Annotated in this window: 13 protein-coding genes; all 13 read right to left on the bottom strand. The window is 56.0% G+C overall.

The window, feature by feature from the left end; all coding sequences use genetic code 11:
• Window positions 1-17: 17 nt before the first annotated feature.
• The 13 genes from ON072_RS03900 to ON072_RS03840 all read right to left on the bottom strand — a co-directional run bounded on the left by ON072_RS03900 (window position 18) and on the right by ON072_RS03840 (window position 17,239).
• Window positions 18-863: a carbon-nitrogen hydrolase family protein gene (locus ON072_RS03900; protein WP_261752694.1), complete on the bottom strand. Its 846-nt coding sequence runs from the start codon at window positions 861-863 to the stop codon at window positions 18-20.
• Window positions 787-5,097, bottom strand: a complete 4,311-nt coding sequence (locus ON072_RS03895; RefSeq protein ID WP_261752695.1) for a YhdP family protein — start codon at window positions 5,095-5,097, stop codon at window positions 787-789. The genes ON072_RS03900 and ON072_RS03895 overlap by 77 nt, the downstream gene beginning before the upstream one ends.
• Window positions 5,097-6,563: a ribonuclease G gene (gene rng / locus ON072_RS03890; protein ID WP_044735291.1), complete on the bottom strand. Its 1,467-nt coding sequence runs from the start codon at window positions 6,561-6,563 to the stop codon at window positions 5,097-5,099. Before rng ends, ON072_RS03895 begins: the two co-directional genes overlap by 1 nt.
• Before the next feature lie 131 nt (window positions 6,564-6,694).
• Complete coding sequence (locus ON072_RS03885) at window positions 6,695-7,297, bottom strand: Maf family protein (protein ID WP_045282606.1); 603 nt, start codon at window positions 7,295-7,297, stop codon at window positions 6,695-6,697.
• A gap of 1 nt (window position 7,298) precedes the next feature.
• Window positions 7,299-7,787 carry a rod shape-determining protein MreD gene (gene mreD, locus ON072_RS03880; protein ID WP_025011856.1) on the bottom strand — a complete coding sequence of 163 codons (489 nt, stop codon included), beginning with the start codon at window positions 7,785-7,787 and terminating at the stop codon, window positions 7,299-7,301.
• A complete protein-coding gene (gene mreC / locus ON072_RS03875) occupies window positions 7,784-8,662 on the bottom strand; it encodes a rod shape-determining protein MreC (protein WP_117200019.1) in 879 nt (292 codons plus the stop codon). Before mreC ends, mreD begins: the two co-directional genes overlap by 4 nt.
• A gap of 42 nt (window positions 8,663-8,704) precedes the next feature.
• Window positions 8,705-9,754, bottom strand: a complete 1,050-nt coding sequence (locus ON072_RS03870; protein ID WP_025011854.1) for a rod shape-determining protein — start codon at window positions 9,752-9,754, stop codon at window positions 8,705-8,707.
• Between the two features lie 208 nt (window positions 9,755-9,962).
• On the bottom strand, window positions 9,963-11,405 hold the full coding sequence (locus ON072_RS03865) for an inorganic phosphate transporter (RefSeq protein ID WP_101058391.1): 1,443 nt from the start codon (window positions 11,403-11,405) through the stop codon (window positions 9,963-9,965).
• 120 nt (window positions 11,406-11,525) lie between these two features.
• Window positions 11,526-14,990 (bottom strand): DUF6701 domain-containing protein, encoded by a 3,465-nt coding sequence (locus tag ON072_RS03860; RefSeq protein WP_167717175.1) that lies wholly within the window; start codon window positions 14,988-14,990, stop codon window positions 11,526-11,528.
• A complete protein-coding gene (locus tag ON072_RS03855) occupies window positions 14,983-15,456 on the bottom strand; it encodes an MSHA biogenesis protein MshP (protein ID WP_123117012.1) in 474 nt (157 codons plus the stop codon). Before ON072_RS03855 ends, ON072_RS03860 begins: the two co-directional genes overlap by 8 nt.
• On the bottom strand, window positions 15,446-16,282 hold the full coding sequence (locus ON072_RS03850) for a PilW family protein (protein WP_186265059.1): 837 nt from the start codon (window positions 16,280-16,282) through the stop codon (window positions 15,446-15,448). The genes ON072_RS03855 and ON072_RS03850 overlap by 11 nt, the downstream gene beginning before the upstream one ends.
• Window positions 16,282-16,782, bottom strand: a complete 501-nt coding sequence (locus ON072_RS03845) for a type IV pilus modification PilV family protein (protein ID WP_045282604.1) — start codon at window positions 16,780-16,782, stop codon at window positions 16,282-16,284. The genes ON072_RS03850 and ON072_RS03845 overlap by 1 nt, the downstream gene beginning before the upstream one ends.
• Window positions 16,772-17,239: a pilus assembly FimT family protein gene (locus ON072_RS03840; protein WP_167717171.1), complete on the bottom strand. Its 468-nt coding sequence runs from the start codon at window positions 17,237-17,239 to the stop codon at window positions 16,772-16,774. Before ON072_RS03840 ends, ON072_RS03845 begins: the two co-directional genes overlap by 11 nt.
• Window positions 17,240-17,275: the final 36 nt, after the last annotated feature.

The following is a 17,275-nucleotide window of genomic DNA, read 5'->3' as shown; positions in this document are numbered from 1 at the left end:
CCCTGTGGCCTTGTTGGTTATTTCCGCTTACCGTCGCCCAGTTGCGGCGGCAAAAATCTATTGTGTGTCTCTACAGGCATGGCGCTGCGTACCCTCGCTAACTCGGCCTTGTCCAAACGCGCCTGCACCCAGCCTGTGCCTTCGGCCTTCTGCGCCAGAATGCGTCCCCAAGGGTCGATTATCATGCTCTGGCCCCAGGTCTCGCGGCTTCCTTGATTATGCTGGCCCCATTGCGCCGCCGCCAGTATAAAACACTGGGTTTCTATCGCCCTGGCTCTGAGCAGCACTTCCCAGTGCGCCTCGCCTGTCACCTTGGTAAAGGCCGAGGGCAAGGCGATGATCTCGGCGCCTTGCAAACGCAGCGCCCGAAACAGATCCGGGAAACGCAGATCATAACAGATAGCCAGGCCGATGCGGCCAAAAGGGGTATCCACCACGCTTATCCGCTCACCCGGGCAAAAGGTATCGCTCTCGCGGTATTGGCCTGTACCGTCGGTCACTTCCGCGTCAAACAGATGCAGCTTGTCGTAGTCGCCGAGTACCTGCCCCTGATCATTAAACAGATAACAGCGGCTGTAAACCCGGCCATCGCCACTGGCTACCGGAATAGAGCCGGCCAGCAGGAATACCTGAAACTGGGTGGCAAGTTCGGCCAGCTGCCGTTTTAGCGGGCTTTGCCCAGGCTCACCGGCCCAGGCCAACTGCATGCTCTCATGGCCGCCGAACAGCAGGCTGCACTCAGGCAGCACCACGAGTTGGGGTTCATTATCTTGGCAGGGAAGAGTCTCAAGCTGCGAGACGATAAATTGCAGGTTCTGTTCCGGCTCGCGGCAACTCTGACACTGTAGCAGACTGACTTGCATGTTCGACTTCCTGTTTCACTGGCACTTCTGTCTTGGGTTCACTCGGCGATTTGAGCGGCAGCGGCGTGACTTTATCGGCTTGAGGCAAAGGTTTTTCAGTCTCAGCGCCACCCTCTTCAACAGCCCTCTCTTGGTCGCTATTAAGCACTTTGGCTTTGTTGTACTTGGCTTGATCGCCTTGGCCTGCATCCGTGGCTGCAGGCTCATCGTCCTGCACTTGAGTCTGTCCTTTCCCAGGCGCCGACTTGGGTTGCCGTGGCAGTACTGACTCAGGGATCTCTATCTCTTTGCTCTTTCGCTCCAACTCTTCCAGCTTGGGCTCTGACATGGTGCCGGTCAAGCGGAAACGTATCTCTGAAATAATCTCAATCACGGGTTCCAGCACCTTGGTCAGGGCAAAAGCCCCCAGGCCCATGGTCCAGGCGCTGGTACTGAGCAGCACCACAGTCGGCACGCTGGAGGCCAGTTGCGGCACAAAGCGAATATCATAGTTGAGGCTCTCGGTAACCAGATCGGTATAGCCGCGCACCTTCATGTTACCGGCAATGGCGTCCATCTCGGTATTGGTGGTCTTGAGCACCCCGTTCTCCAGGTTCAGATCGCCGCCAAAAGAGTTGTAATACAGGCCCTTGCCAAACACATCGGTAAAGTCCAGTGACAACTTGCGTAAAAGCGAGTCCAGACTGAACAGGGAGAAGATCCGCGCCCCCTTGTCACTGAGCTGTTCGATATGCCCCTTGCCGAGATCGAAACGTACTTTACCGCTGAGACTCTCCAGATTAAACGCCAGCGGCGCCCCCAGCCAGTTGAGCTCGGCCTTGACCTCCAGCGGCGAGTCTTTCACGCCGGGATCCAGTCCCAAGCGAGTAGCCAACAGATCAAATTTATCTCCCTTGAGATTGAGTTCAACCTGGGTCCGGTTGTTACCGTCACGGCTCAGCCATTCACCCTTGCCCTGCAAACTGGCATCCTCGCTGCTGAGCGCCAGAGTCTGGATCTGATAGCCCGTCGCAGACGGGCTAGCTTGCAACAACAAACGCCCCAGCGCCATATCCTGATAGCGGAAATCATCCACCTCCACCGCCAGCGGCGGCAGGTCACTGCCCTGAGGTAGATTGGTTTCAGGCTCGGGCTCGGATTGCGCTTTGGAATCGGGCTCAGCCGCTGCTGCAGCTATCGGATTCAGATACAGGCGCGATGCCACCAGCTTCAATCCTTGGCTGTACCAATCCGGGTAGATCTCTACCCGACCGGAAAACTCCGGTGACAGTCCCTCTATCTGCCAGGCATGCTCTCCGGGTCGGGCACTGAGTTGCAACTCGGTAAAACGCTGCCCCAGTAGTTCAAGTTGTTTCACTCTGGCCTCTATCCCCTTAAGTGGTGGGAAGAAAGCCTTGTCGGCTGCAATGCTTGTAGTGCCGGCCGTGCTTTCGGTTTGAGTCTCAGCCTGGGTCTTAGCTTGAGTCAGGGCTTGAACTGCTGTTTGGCTCTCGGCAGCTGCCTTTTTGTCATGATTGCCACCGCCGATAAAGGCGTTGATCAGCGGCTGCCACTGGGCAAAATCCACCTCATCCAGGGCCAGCCGTAAGTGACCATCCTGTTTTTGCAACTGATCGCCGCTGCGATAGAGGCGCCCCAGCAGCAGGTCATAGTGTTTCAGGCCCTTACCTGAGTCGGCATCAAAGCCACCCCAGAATTCGGCCTTATCCCCCAGACGCACGCCCAGGGAGCTGGTCTTGTTGTCACCAAGCAGTTCGGCCTTGAGCGTCAGCGCCTGCCCCGAGGCTTTTTGATAAGGCGGCGGCAGCAGCAACTCTGTCTGCTTGAGATCGGCATTGACATTGGCTTGAATTCGATAGCCTATCTCATCAAAGATCAGCTTCAGACTCCCCTGCCAATCCAACGCGCCCTGATAAAAATCGCTGAGAGGATTGTCCAGCTCGGACGGCAAGTTGGCGAGGTTCCACTGGCCCTTGAGCCTGGCATTGAGCCCCATATTCTGGTTGACCTTGCCGGTATCAAAACCAAACTGCAACGGCTGGCCAAACAGGCTGGCACTCAAGCCTTCGCCCTTGACCACCTCGTTATGAAAACTCACCTTGCCGCTGACCTTATCGAGCAGCACCCCGGGCTCACGGATATAAACCGGCACTCCGGCAAACTGGACTTCACCCAGGATCTGCTCCTCTTCGCCTTCATAGAGCGGAATACTGAGATCCAGCTTGCCACTGACAGGCCCCTGAACCTGCACAACATCCAGGGTGATACCGACACTGTCTTTAAGCGGCGAGCGCTGCAACACCTCAGTAGCATCCTTGCCTTGAGTCGCCAGTTGCGCCTCGACCCGCAGCAGACTCCGGTGATCCATCTTGGGAATATAGACATGGGCGCCATCGGCCGCCACATTCAACAGCTTGCCCTTGTTGACCCAGAGATCCATCCGGGCATTTTCAAACAGCGCCTTGAGACTTAAATCTGTCACCGCCGGCCAATCAGGCTGGAAGGCATATTCGGCGTGGGTCAGATTGAAACCTGCCTGAAATACCCCGGAATGATCCTGATAGGGAAACCCGGCCAACTCACCATGCCAGACTACGGCGGCATCATCGCTGCGACCAGCCTTGATGGCGCCTTCCAAATAAGCGGCCAGCGACTCGCCCATGGCATGGCGCGGGAAATAACGCCCGGCATTGGCGGCGTTGAGCAGTTTGACCCGGGAAGACAGCGCCAGGTGTGGCTTATCGGCCAGCAGCAAACGCATCGAGGCGTCCAGGCTGATGTCGTCATTGCCCAGATGCAATGCCGGCACCATCAGCGCTTGACTGTCGAGCGAGAAGCCCAGCTCAAAGGCATCGGCGCGAAAACTGAGCGGCGCCTTGAAACCATCGCCAAAGTCCAGTTTATAATCCTGGCTAGGCAGTGCTGCGCTGAGGAAGTTGTCCCGCCATCCCAGGGAGAGATCGATTGGCGTGCTGCCGGGAATGGACTCGGCAGGCTGCCAGCTAACCCGCTCCAGCGCCACTTTGGCCTGCAGTTCACCGTCCTTGGGGCGATAGATAGCCAGAGGCCCGAGCTTGCCCTGAGGCTTGAGTTGCTGCCAGCTATAAAGGCCTTCCAAAGGCATGCCGGGAATCAGCGGCAACAGAGGCAACAGGCTATCGAGTTGCAATTCATTGAGTTTACCGTAAAGCACCCCGGCGGTTTCCATGGCATGGAACTCCAACTTGGGCCAAGGCTTGTCATTGGTTGCCAGTTTGAGCTCACTGCTGTCCAGGCGCCAGCCGTCGGCTATGGGCTGCCAGGCGATCACACCGCCATCTATGGCAAATTTCTGCGGCTCATCTCTGAGTGACCAGCGCAGCCAGCTGGGCAACAGCTTGATCACCCCGGATTCCAGGCCGCGATTGGCAAAGCCAACCCAGGCCTCCAGGTTGACCACCCCCTCCAGCGGCAACTTGGCCTGTGGGTTATAAGGGTTGGGTTGGCGCGAGGCCCACTTGCCGAGATCCAGCGACTGCGCCTGCAGATAGGCCTGGCCCTTGATGCTGCCCGGCTTGTAGCCATCGCCCTTGAGATCCAGCCTGAGAGTGAGTTGTTCGGTCGCCGTTGCCTGTTCATCCAGGTAAAGAGCGCCGCGGCCCTGGTGCAACTTGCCGCTATTGCGCCAACTGAGGTCCCGCAGATGAATGGGGCGATAATCATGGCTGCTGGACAACAGCTGCACACTGGCATCGCGGATAGAGAAACGGTCCAACTGCTCCAGCAGCAAGGCATAGAGCCAGTCGATATTGGTGGCAGGAGCCGGCTTGCTCACGGCCTCGGCTGCGCCGGTCGATTTCTGCCCCAGATGGTCCAGATCCAGCGCCAATTGCACCCCGTCGAAGATCACGTCTTCCACTTGCGGGCTGGCGGTCATCAGGCTCTGCCAGAAATCCAGTTTGACATCGACCTTGTCGACCATGAGTGTCACCGGCAAACGCTCCTGCGGCGGTAACACCAAGTCCTCAACCGTCAGCGCCGGGCCGAAAGCCTGCCAACGGGCCGACAGATTGCCTATCTTGACCTCGACGCCATATTCGCGCTCAACATAGTCGGCCAATTGCTGCTTGGCTTCATCCAGTTGCGGCAACAGCCCGCGGATGAGACTCACCATCAAGGCGAATAGTACCAAGGTCACGGCCAAGGTGCGCCAGCAATAGCGGCCGAAGGTTCGAGGGCAAAAAGACAGCCGCACTAGACCATCACCACATCATATTTACTCTGCACATACATGGGCTCGCAGTGAATGCGAATACGCTTGCCGATATAGACTTCGAGCTCGGCCACCAGGTGGTTCTCGTCATCGGACAGGCAGGCGTGTACCGCAGGGGCACAGTAAATCAGGAATTCATCGGCATCATAGGTGCGATTGAGGCGGATGATCTCGCGGAAGATCTCAAAGGAGACGGTATCTACTGTTTTCATCGAGCCGGTACCACGGCAGGCAGGACACTCGCCACAAAGTACATGCTCCAGGCTCTCGCGGGTGCGCTTGCGGGTCATCTCCACCAAACCCAGGCCGGAGAAACCTGAGATATTGGTCTTGACTCTGTCATTGGCCAACGCCGTGGCCAGGCTGTTGAGCACTCTTTGTTTGTGCTCATCCTGCAGCATATCGATAAAATCGATAATGATGATGCCGCCCAGATTACGCAGCCGCAGCTGACGGGCAATCGCCTGGGTCGCTTCCAGGTTGGTGTTGAATATGGTTTCTTCGAGGTTACGGTGGCCGACAAAGGCTCCTGTGTTAATGTCCACAGTGGTCATGGCTTCTGTCTGGTCGATGATCAAATAGCCGCCGGATTTGAGTTCCACCTTACGCTCCAGCGCCCGCTGAATCTCATTCTCCACATCGTAGAGATCGAAAATCGGCGCCGGGCCACTGTAGTGTTCTATCTTATCGGCAATTTCCGGCATGAACTCCTGGGCGAAATGCAGCAGCTCCTCGAAGGTGTGGCCCGAGTCCACCTGAATGCGATCGAGCTCGGCACCGACAAAGTCCCTGACAATTCGCACCGGCAAGGCCAAGTCCTGATACAACAGCGTGGCCTTGGGCCTTTTGCGCCGTTCGCTGACCTTGGCCCACACCCGCCGCAGGAAAGCAGCATCCTGCGCCAGTTCATCCTCACCTATGCCTTCGGCCGCGGTGCGAATAATAAAGCCGCCGTCATCGTCGACAAAAGGCAGGGTAATCTTCTTCAGCCGCGCCCGCTCCTCTTCGGAGTCTATTCGCTGAGAAACGCCCACATGGCTTGAGCCCGGCATAAACACCAGGTAACGGGAAGGCAGGGTAATGTCTGTGGTCAGCCGCGCGCCTTTGGTGCCAAGGGGGTCTTTGACCACCTGCACCATGATGTCCTGGCCCTGACGTACCAGCTCGGCAATATCACGCACCACGAAGTTGCCCTTTTCCACATCGGCAACACACTCTGTGTGCGGCACTATGTCCGAGGCATGCAGAAAGGCCGCCTTTTCCAGGCCGATATCGACGAATGCCGCCTGCATCCCGGGCAAAACCCGACTGATCTTGCCCTTGTAGATATTGCCCACCAGGCCGCGCTTCATACGCCGCTCGATATGCACTTCCTGCAGGACACCGTGTTCTACCAATGCGACTCGCGCTTCCGTGGGCGTCACATTGATCAGCAGTTCTGACCCCATCTTCCGCGGAGCCTTGCTATTGACTGTGCGACTGGTATTCACGATTTACCCTTGTTGGATGTTAATTCATTGATTTTATCGGCTGGCGGGCGTTAAAGCTGCTAAAAATTCGTCAGTTTGTGTAAGCGAGCTTACAAACATCCGGCCTTGTGCAACAGCGACCGGGTTTCGGCCATGGGCAGGCCCACTACCGCAGAATAACTGCCTTCAATCTTGGCGACAAAGCTGCCACCCAGCCCCTGAATGCCATAGGCTCCCGCCTTGTCCATGGGCTCGCCCGAAGCAACATAGGCCTGAATATCGGCATCGCTCAAGTCGCAGAAGTACACCTGGGTGACCACCATAGCCGCCTCTGTGTGCTTGCCATCGGTCAAGGCCACGGCAGTCATCACCTGATGACTGCGGCCACTTAGGCTCTTGAGCATGGCGCAGGCATCGGCCTTGTCCACGGGTTTACCCAAAATTCTGTCGCCCAATACCACTATAGTATCTGAGCCCAGCACTAGAGTATCAGACCCTTGCTGATGTTCAGGGTTCCCGCACCACAGGGCTAAACCTGCTGCAGCCTTCTCTTCGGCCAAACGGCTGACAAACTGCTCCGGGGTTTCCCCGGCTTGATGACTCTCGTCGATATCGGCGGGCAGGATCTCAAAACCAAAGTTCGGATTTCCCAGCGCCAGCTGTGCCAAAAGCTCGCGGCGTCTGGGGGAGGCTGAGGCCAAAATCAGCGGCATATTAACGTACCTTGTAGTGGCGCCTGATGCGGCGCAGTATCCAGAAGACCCAGGGCCAAATAACCAGGCTGGACAGGGAAGGCAGGAATAGCTCCATGGTGAAATGCGCCCCTGATACCACAAACTGGGCCCAGAAAATAATCAGATGATAGAAGCAGATCAAGCTGGCGATCACCAAAGACTGCTGCCACATGGGGAAGTTACGCAACTTCTGAAAGTGCAGTACCACCACATAGATCACCAGGGAAATGGCCAGTGCGCGGATCCCCAGGGTAGCCCCCAGTAGAATATCCAGTAGCACCCCCAACACCCAGGCGGTGAGAATATTGTATCTGTGGGGCAGCGCCACGGCCCAATAGATCATCACCAGCACCAACCAATCGGGGCGCCAGGCGCTGAACATTTCCGGTACCGGCATGATCTGCAGCAGCATACCCAGCAGCAGGGTCAGCCATACCGCCAAACGGCCATTGGCATTTTCCAGACTCATGATTCGGCTCCACTGTTGGCGTCGGTTGCAGCCGGCTCTTGTGACTCAGGCTTGGCGCCGGGATGGTCTTCAGGCCAGATAAGCAGCAGATAACGGATTCGATCCAGCGCCGCCAGCGGCTGCGCCGTGACCTTAAGGTAACTCTGGCCATCGTCCCGGGAAACCGAAATCACCCGCGCCACCGGATAACCTTCCGGGAAGCGGTTGCCCAGCCCGGAAGTCACCAGCAAATCGCCGACCTTGATGTCGGTACTCTTGGCCACGTGTCTGAGTTCTATCTCATCGAGTTCGCCTATACCGTTGGCTATCAGGCGCACATCGTTGCGGGTAATACGCACCGGCAAGCCGTGTTTGGGGTCGGAGAGCAGCAACACCCTGGCGGTGAGTTCGCTGACCTGCACCACTTGGCCGACAACCCCCTGGGCATCCACAACGGGCTGACCGACAAACACGCCGTTGCGGCTGCCGTGGTTGATCACCACATAGTGATGGAAGGGGTCGCTGGCTACTTCCATCACCTCGGCCACCATCTTGCGCGAGTCCATATGCACGGGCGAGCCCAGCAGTTCACGCAAGCGTTGGTTTTCCTGGCGCAGGTGTTCAAAACGCTGCAGTCTTTCACTCATCAGCAGTTGCTGGCGCAAGAGTTCTTTGTTTTGCTGCTCCAGCATGTCACGGGTCGCCAGACTCTGGGCAGACCAATCCAGCAGCTCACCGGGCACATTGGCCAGGTACTGTAGAGGGCTCAGTAAGGATGCCAGCGACTGTCTCGCAGGTTCGAGACGATCATTGGCAACCAGCAGGATCACCGACATGAGCACTGCCAGTGTCAACCTGAACTGATTTGAAATACCGCGAACAAAAATAGGCTTCATAGAAAAGCTAAGGCGGTAAGATACCGCCTGTGCTGGAAAGTATTAGTTTTCTTCTGAGAACAGGTCACCGCCGTGCATATCGATCATCTCCAGTGCTTTACCGCCGCCGCGGGCCACACAGGTAAGCGGATCTTCGGCGACCATTACAGGGATCCCGGTTTCCTGCATCAGCAGACGGTCCAGATCCCGCAGCAAGGCACCACCACCTGTGAGCACCATACCGCGCTCAGAGATGTCGGACGCCAACTCTGGAGGCGACTGCTCCAGTGCTACCATCACGGCACTGACAATGCCCGACAGCGGCTCTTGCAGCGCTTCGAGTATCTCATTGCTGTTCAGGGTAAAGCTTCTCGGTACCCCTTCGGCCAGATTACGGCCGCGCACTTCAATCTCCAGTACTTCATCGCCTGGATAAGCCGTGCCGATTGTGTGCTTGATGCGTTCGGCTGTGGCTTCACCAATCAGGCTGCCGTAGTTGCGGCGCACATAGTTGATGATGGCATCGTCAAACTTGTCACCACCGATACGCACGGAAGAGGAGTAAACCACGCCGTTGAGCGAGATGATGGCCACTTCAGTGGTACCACCACCTATATCCACCACCATGGAGCCTGTGGCTTCGGAAACCGGCAGTCCGGCCCCTATGGCGGCTGCCATTGGCTCTTCAATCAGGTAAACCTCACGGGCGCCGGCGCCCATCGCTGACTCCTTGATCGCGCGGCGTTCAACCTGAGTGGCACCTACAGGCACACACACGAGTACCCGAGGGCTTGGGCGGAAAAAGCTGTTGTTGTGCACTTGCTTGATAAAGTGCTGCAGCATCTTCTCGGTCACGTAGAAGTCGGCGATAACCCCATCTTTCATTGGGCGGATGGCCTGAATATTGCCGGGGGTACGTCCCAGCATCTGCTTCGCCTCAGTACCGACTGCGGCCACGGATTTCTGCCCAGAGCTGCTTCGTTCGCCACGGATGGCGACCACGGAAGGCTCATTCAATACAATGCCTTCTTCACGAACATAAATGAGAGTGTTAGCTGTACCCAAATCGATCGACAGATCGTTAGAAAAAATGCCACGCAGCTTCTTGAACATGTAACTAGCCTGTATTCTGTGGAGTCAGAAGAAATGAAAATCAGCTAACTTTATCAATGCCTCCGGCATTCCACAAGACTCGCGGGGTTAACATTCGCTAATCCGTGAGGGTTTTTGGCATATATCTGTAAAAGCTGTCGGAATGCGCTGAGATAAAGTTGCCAAAAGCTTGGATCATGCCAATCCCTTGACATGATTTGTGTGCTTATTAAGCAAAAAGGGTTTGCACCAGCATAAAGAGTCCGGCAGACAAAACTATGGTCATAGGCAATGTCAGTACCCAGGTTAACAGGATCTGTTTGATAGTATTTTTTTGCAGCCCGGAGCCGTTAGCTACCATGGTGCCGGCCACGGCCGAAGACAGGATATGGGTGGTGGATACCGGCATGCCTGTCATACTGGCGATACCGATAGAACCGGCGGCGGTCAACTGCGCGGCTATCCCCTGACTGTAGGTCATGCCACCGTTACCGATTTTCTCGCCAACCGTGTGCACAATCCGGCGCCAGCCCACCATGGTGCCGCAACCCAGAGCCAGGGCAACGGCTACTATGACCCATAGCGGCGCATATTCGGTCATGGCGTTAAGCTGACCACGCCAGTGCTTCAATTGAGTAGCCTCGGCGCCAGGCAAGGGCTGCTTGGCCAACTTACGGGTGCTGTCATCGATACAAAGGATCAACTGCCTGGCTTGCCGGCGCTGTTCCTGGGTCAACTCTGTTACTGTACTCCCTTGCTCAAGGAGCCTATCCAGGCTTTGCATCGAAGCTATGGCCGAGTCCTGACAGCGACTGTCGGCGGCGTGCTCACCCAGGTTAGCCACCAGCTGCGGGTTGCGCTCATACAGAGCCATGATGCGCCGGTTGGCATCCTGAGTCTTGTCCATATCGAAACCCTGGCTGTTCAAGTCCAGGGCAAAATAACCCGGCGCCATGCAGATAAGCACCAACATCACCAGACCTATGCCCTTCTGACCGTCGTTGGAGCCATGGGCGAAACTGACCCCCATGGCTGAGGCTATCAAGGTAATCCGGGCCCAAAATGGCGGATGCTTCTTGCCGTTGACCGCCATCTGCTCTGCCGGAGTGCGATGCAGTTTGGGCTTACGCCAGATACGTTTCATCACCAACAGCAAAATCGCCGCCAGAATAAAGCCCAGGGTTGGAGACAAGAGCAAGGAGAGCATGATATCTATCGCCTTGCCGGTATTGATCCCATCCAGCGGCGATTGGCCGTTGAGCCAGGCATAGGCGCCACCGACCCCCATGATGGAGCCGATCAGAGTGTGGGAGCTGGAGGCGGGAATACCGAAGAACCAGGTACCCAGGTTCCAGACGATGGCCGAGAACAGCAGGGAGAACACCAGCAACAGGCCTTGGGAGGAGTCCATGTCCAACAAGAGCCCGACCGGCAGCAGATGCACTATGGCGTACGCCACACCGAGCCCCCCCAGCAACACCCCGGCAAAATTGAACAGCGCCGAGGCCAGCACAGCGCCTCTGGCCGGCATGGCATTGGTATAAATCACAGTGGCTACCGCATTGGCGGTGTCGTGGAAGCCATTGATAAACTCGTATGCCAACACAAAAAGTACAGCCAGGATCAGCCCCAAAGACCAGATCCACCCCAAACCCGCAAGCGCTTCCAACATAATTTAATCAGCCAAATACAGCAGAGGCTGTCGATTATGCTCAATGTGAGTTGAAGACAAAGTTAAATTATCTACATCTTGGCGCTTTAGTGATTTGCTTCACACTGTTGTTATTCGGCTTCAGTTAACTTCCCGCCAACTGATGATCCTGTCGTTGCCGCGATAACGGCCAAAGAAGGCACTGGCTCTGGGGTCGCTAAGTGTGCCGTCATTAAGCCCATTCCAATTCCAGTACCACTGCAACCATTCGGGCGTCTTGAGCGGCGCCGTCACCTTGCCGCGATAGCCGGAGCTTCCGAGCGCACGCCACAAGAGTTCAAACTCGCCGCCAAAGGCGGTGACTGTGTTGCCGCCGCTGGCGGAGCGGCTAATACTCTGCCCGGCACTGAGCGCAGGTTCATAGTGGTAACCCAGGGTGAGTTGATCCTGTTGATATTCAAGCGGCGTGTTGAACACACTGCAGTTATCCAGGGCGTTCAAACGCCAGCCACTGCCATCCCAATACTCTGTCCTCGCCGCCATGCTCAAGATTTGGGTTTCCGGGCCAAAGGTATTGTCCAACAGCAAACGCCCATGACGCATCTTTTGGCTACCAAGACGCACGGCGCTGCAGCTGCCTGCCACAGAGCAGTCACCGCTGAAATCGCTTTGCATATTGCTGTCCAGCAGCTCGGCAATCTTGTCCGGATCCTGAATTTCCAGGCCTATATCCAAAAGCGGGAAAGGCCCGTCTGTTGCAACCGGGTCCTTGCGGGCAAACTTGAGTTGCCCTTGGAACTCAGCCAGGCCATCCACCCAGGTATCTGAAGTGATCTCGCCCCCCGAAACCCGGCTGTCCAACGCGACTCCGTCGAATTGATTGGCTGCCTGATAATGACTGTAAGCCTTGGCAAAATCACCAACATAATTTTGAGTCACTTGCCTATCCAGTGCCAAAGCGCTGACTTTATAACTGACTTCAAATGGCTGATCCATGTAACTGAAACCATTACAGGCCGGCAGCAAACTGGGTTCATCGACTCGGAAAAAGGCCGGCACAAAACGCCCGACGGGCATTATGGTTTTGCCGCTAGGTCCCTGCCAATAAGCGCTGCCCACCAGACTCGGGAAGGCCACACTGCCCTCGTAGGGCAAAGGCGCCGTGACGCCAAATTCAAACACCCCAACCTCACTGACCGCCTGAGCGAGCCGGTTATTCTCAGGCGTTTGCTGGTGCAAATGATCATACTGCTGCAGCTGCAGTTCACCGGGTTGACCTGAAGCCGGTGCAATCAGCTTATGCCATAAAGAGAGATCTGCCTGCTGATAGGAAGGTGTGGTGAGGTTTTTACAGAGATCGGCATTACCATTATCCGCCCAGGCCTTGGCACTGATGCTGAGTGGGAAATTTTCCTGCGCTCGCCGAAAAGGCGCACAGGAGGCATCCGCGGCCTGGCAGTATTGCTCTACCTCGACACAGAATCCCAACGGGAAGCTGACAAAATCATCAGCGCCATGCATCACCAGCCCGGCATCCCCTTCGCTGGTCGTTCCTCTATAAAGGATATTTAGCTCGACCCGACCGGCATCGGCATAATTGATATCGATTCGGCTTTGGCCTTGACTGTCGAAGGCCAAGGTCAGCGGTGTGGCGGCAGCTTGATTGCTGCCTATATCCTGCCAGCTCAGGGCGCCTGTCGGTTTCAGTTGCACCTTGGGTGAACCGACAACTGCCGACAGCGCCTCACTCCAGAACGAAAGCGTCTTGTTGGTACCGGCAAAGGCCGGTACACACTGGGCTGTGCCATCTGACTTCATAGCCTTAACAAGCACTCCTGTCTCTGGCTTGTTGGCCAGCTTATCTGCCACATCAAAAATGAAACCACTATCGGCAAAACTCAGGCGACAGGCGGCCGTACTCAAGGGACCGCTGCCTCTTCGGCAAAGGGTGTCACTGCCTGGGCGGGTGGCCGGAGTCGAGGAGGAAACCCCCAGTGTCAGCGGCGTTTGATCAAACTTTTGCAGTTGAATTTGGGTACTGCCACCGTTGAAAGTCACCGAACTTGCCGGTAACCAACGGCCGTTACTGACGGGGTTAGGGCTCAGATTGGCGGTAACAGTACCTGTGAAGAGCTCTGAGCAGCTGGCATTTTTACAGGCCCTCAAGGTGATGGGTTCGGCACGACAGGTAAAAGGTGCGCTGCTGTAATCAAACTCAAAATGATGAACCTGCTCACCCACTGCCTTGGAGTCCAAAGCACAAACCTGGAAATTGTCTATCTCATGGTTGTTGTTGGAACCGCCGGTAGAGCCGGTGAGCGACAGGTAAAAATCTGTCGGCACACTCCCTTGGCCAATAAAACTCCGGGCATTGAATGGGCTAACCAGAGTTTGGTAACCGGCACCTGTATCCCGCTCAACAGACACCATGGCCATGTTGGCCTGGCGGGAATCTACAGTAATCTTATACCTGTGCCCAGGAGCGGGGTAATAGCTGCTACGCACATCTATCTTGGGATAAATATTGGCAACTGTACCTGTCAGGTATCGATAGGAACCGGCCTGAGCGCCCCGAATAGACACGGCTTGACGGCGAAAGCCCGGGCCACCGACACGCCCTTCTGTGGGGTTGGAAAAGTTGCCGTATTCATCCAGTGCCACCCCCAACCAGCCACCGGCAAAACCCGGGGTACCATCATTACGCTGGGCATAACCCAAGGCGCCACCAAAACTGCCCGGCTGTGGCGTCACGGCCGCATCAGAAAGGATCACCGCCACACCATCACCGCCGGTACCACTCTGGGGCGACCAGGCGTAATAATCAAATTCAACTGTTACCAGGTTGCCTTCGGCCGGAAATAAGCGCTGATAGGTACTGGAGGTTGCCTGATTGCCTCGGGCAGGAGTCAAACGCAGACGCCCACCCACTATGCTGGGCGGCACTGAATTGCCCAGCACCTTGATGGCCCAATCATCTGCCGATAGGGAAGCCGAACTGAAGTCATCGCTGAAACACCCCAGCACTGGCGTTTGGTCATTACTGCACATGCCGCCAAAATCGGCGTCTTCGACTGCACCGAGATCAATATCCACATCCGAGTTACCGGTAATCACCAAAGCCCCCCCAGATGCCAGAGCGCCATCCAAGGACCCATTTCCAGCTATCTGCACTGCACCCTCGACATACAAGATCGCATTTATGGTGTCATGACCATTGATACTCAAAGAGTTACGCACATAGATGATCAGATTCTCGGCCTTTCCACCTGGGTTCAGAGTGGCATTGTTCAGCTCTAGGTCATCGAAATATAACCTGGTGGTCGTTGTTGTTGGATTCAGGAAACTGCCATGGGAGAAACTACCGCGATCAAAATCATAATCTCCCGGAGCCAGTGACTGTTCACAAAAAAGAGGGTCAAACCAACTTTGTCTACAAGTTAAATTACCACGGCTAGGAGGCAGATTGGCAGGCGGCACAAAACCATCATTGAAATGGTTCCCTGTCGGAGGGTCGGTAAATATATCACTGCACTGAGGCACAGCCAGTGCCAGCGCAGGCAGGCCGCCAAGCAATATCCCGAGCAAGAGTAATATGCGACTATTCACGGGCTTCCACCTCCACAACCCGGCTCACTCTCAGGCATTGACTGTCATCTGCCGCGCCCACACCACAACTGCCGCTCTCGCATACAGCCGTGCTGCGGATACGATACAACTTGGCACTGCCCGGGCTGGTGTCCTGGCTCAAAGTCTCGCAACTGAGCTGTACATTGCAGCCGTGAAACCCGGTCACATCCGGCGCTGTCCAGCTTGAGCCCACGGCGGCGCAACCGGCAGTGCCGCCGCTTAAGGGAAACAGCCTGGCCAGGGCCGCATCGGCGCCGCTGTTGGCAGCGTTGAGCGCCCTTAAGCCCCAGACTTCCAGGTTGACGCTTTCATCGGCGTCGCCGCCAACCCGCAACAGAGTCACGGCCAACAGCGACATCACCAATATTACAAAGATGGCTATCACCAAGGCGCTGCCGCCCTGATGCTTTTGCGCATAACAGTGATAATTTCGACTAAGGAACATTGATCACCTGCACTTGATGTTGATACTGAAAATGCTCTCCGACGACCGAAAACTCTGGCCGCAATTGCACTATGGCGTTGTTGACCAGAGTGGCCGGCAACAGCTGCACCGCCGGGTTGGTGGCAATATCATTGCTCAAGCCTTCGGCCATCAAGGCTCCAGAGCCCATAGTATCGGGCAGAGGTTGACCGGCATGATAACCATAGTTGCTATAACGGCGAATGCTGCCATCCACCGAAGAAAAACAGTAGCTGACAGGTTGCCCGGCCACATAAAAGCGCTTCGCCGGTGAGGCTTCGGCAAAATTAACCGCAGCGGCAAACTGCAAGGTCAGCTGTGAGCCATTGAGCACCACCTTATCTATGGCATGACGCTTGTTGCTGCCACTGCCATAAATCTCCGCATTGGTCAGCGGGTACACCAATAGCTGTTCACCGGCCGAAATAGCCGTTGCCGGCGCAAACACTGTGGCAGTGTCCGCCTGGACATCCGGCGCCAGTGGCAATGACAGATAGCTGCCGCTGGCACTGATGGGCAGAAACTCCAAACACTGCAGCTGAGAGCTGGACTGCAACCTGAGACTGGAAGGCACGGCATTACGCAGCTCCCGGCTCAGTCGCTCCATCACGAAACGACTGCTGCCCAGCACTCTGTTGACGGCGGTAGAATCCACAAAAATACGGGTACCAAAGATAATAAAGCTGCTGACACCCACCACCAGAATCCCCAGGATAAGGATCACTGTGACCAACTCCACCAAGGTAAAGCCCTTGGCGAAACCTTGTCCTTTGATCTGTATGAATCTCTTACCCTGCCTGCTGCGCATCAGAAATTACTCCTCAGCACGTCGTAACGGATAGCTTCGCCCGCAGGGGTAGTTACCGTGACAGTCACCAGCTTGCTGTTGGCTTGATACTGGGATACCTGGACGCTGAGACTGTACCCAGGGTAGTGACTCAGGTAACTCAGGCTGGAATTAAGCATCAGGCTCTGCTCGTTAAGGCCATGGTAATCGTCGATATCGTCAAACTGATCCCGACTCTCACCATCCGGGCCATAATCGCTAACCTGGGTACAACTGACACCGCCCAAACCGTCACAGGCGGGCAGGCCACCGTTGGCGCCGCTATGCTCATCATAACGCTTGCCCCAGATTTCATTGATCACAGCCTGAGCCAACTCGGCGCTGCGCACTCTATGCAGGGTCTGCGCCGCGTGATCGCTTTGGGGAAACAGCACGCTGGTCAACAGCACCAGGGCGATACCGAGTACCAACATGCCGATCACCAGCTCTATCAGGGTGAATCCCCGCGCTTCAGCCCTCATGGATATAGCCCTCGGACTCTATGGCGATAGTCAGGGTTTCATCGGCGACCACAGAGAGGCAGGCGCCACTGCAGGCAAGGTTGGTGCGGCCCAAAGCATCGAACTGAATCTGAAAACTGTCAGCACCGTTACTTTGAAGCAGTATCCGGGTATTACGCGGCAGACTTTCGACGCTATTACTACGGATGACGCTCGTACAGTCCTGGGTCAAGTGGCTGAGTTGATAGGCGCTGTTGCTGATAGAGAGCCGATAGCAACGGTCGGGATTATTGAGTGCCAACATCTGGGTCTTTTGCAACTCGGCAATCAATTCCTGTCGCAGCGTCCAGGCGCTGTAACTGCTGGAGGATACCAATTTTGGCAGCACCACGACGGAAAGTATGGCCAGCAACATGATAGTCACTACCAACTCCACCAGAGTAAATCCCCGGGTGCCTGTCCCCTTGGTCACAGCCATATGATTTCCCGCCAATTCCATACTCAGTCAAGTATG

The sequence above is a fragment of the Shewanella sp. K8 genome (assembly GCF_028823715.1).
Lineage (GTDB): Bacteria > Pseudomonadota > Gammaproteobacteria > Enterobacterales > Shewanellaceae > Shewanella > Shewanella algae.
Note: the sequence above shows the minus strand (reverse complement) of the source record. Positions and strands in the feature narration are given on the sequence as shown.

Coding starts and splice junctions, on each gene's coding strand:
- ON072_RS03840 (WP_167717171.1), bottom strand. CDS start 17,239: ATGGCTGTGACCAAGGGGACAGGCACCCGGGGATTTACTCTGGTGGAG.
- ON072_RS03900 (WP_261752694.1), bottom strand. CDS start 863: ATGCAAGTCAGTCTGCTACAGTGTCAGAGTTGCCGCGAGCCGGAACAG.
- ON072_RS03855 (WP_123117012.1), bottom strand. CDS start 15,456: ATGTTCCTTAGTCGAAATTATCACTGTTATGCGCAAAAGCATCAGGGC.
- ON072_RS03845 (WP_045282604.1), bottom strand. CDS start 16,782: ATGAGGGCTGAAGCGCGGGGATTCACCCTGATAGAGCTGGTGATCGGC.
- ON072_RS03870 (WP_025011854.1), bottom strand. CDS start 9,754: ATGTTCAAGAAGCTGCGTGGCATTTTTTCTAACGATCTGTCGATCGAT.
- mreD (WP_025011856.1), bottom strand. CDS start 7,787: ATGAGTCTGGAAAATGCCAATGGCCGTTTGGCGGTATGGCTGACCCTG.
- ON072_RS03865 (WP_101058391.1), bottom strand. CDS start 11,405: ATGTTGGAAGCGCTTGCGGGTTTGGGGTGGATCTGGTCTTTGGGGCTG.
- mreC (WP_117200019.1), bottom strand. CDS start 8,662: ATGAAGCCTATTTTTGTTCGCGGTATTTCAAATCAGTTCAGGTTGACA.
- rng (WP_044735291.1), bottom strand. CDS start 6,563: ATGGGGTCAGAACTGCTGATCAATGTGACGCCCACGGAAGCGCGAGTC.
- ON072_RS03850 (WP_186265059.1), bottom strand. CDS start 16,282: ATGCGCAGCAGGCAGGGTAAGAGATTCATACAGATCAAAGGACAAGGT.
- ON072_RS03885 (WP_045282606.1), bottom strand. CDS start 7,297: ATGCCGCTGATTTTGGCCTCAGCCTCCCCCAGACGCCGCGAGCTTTTG.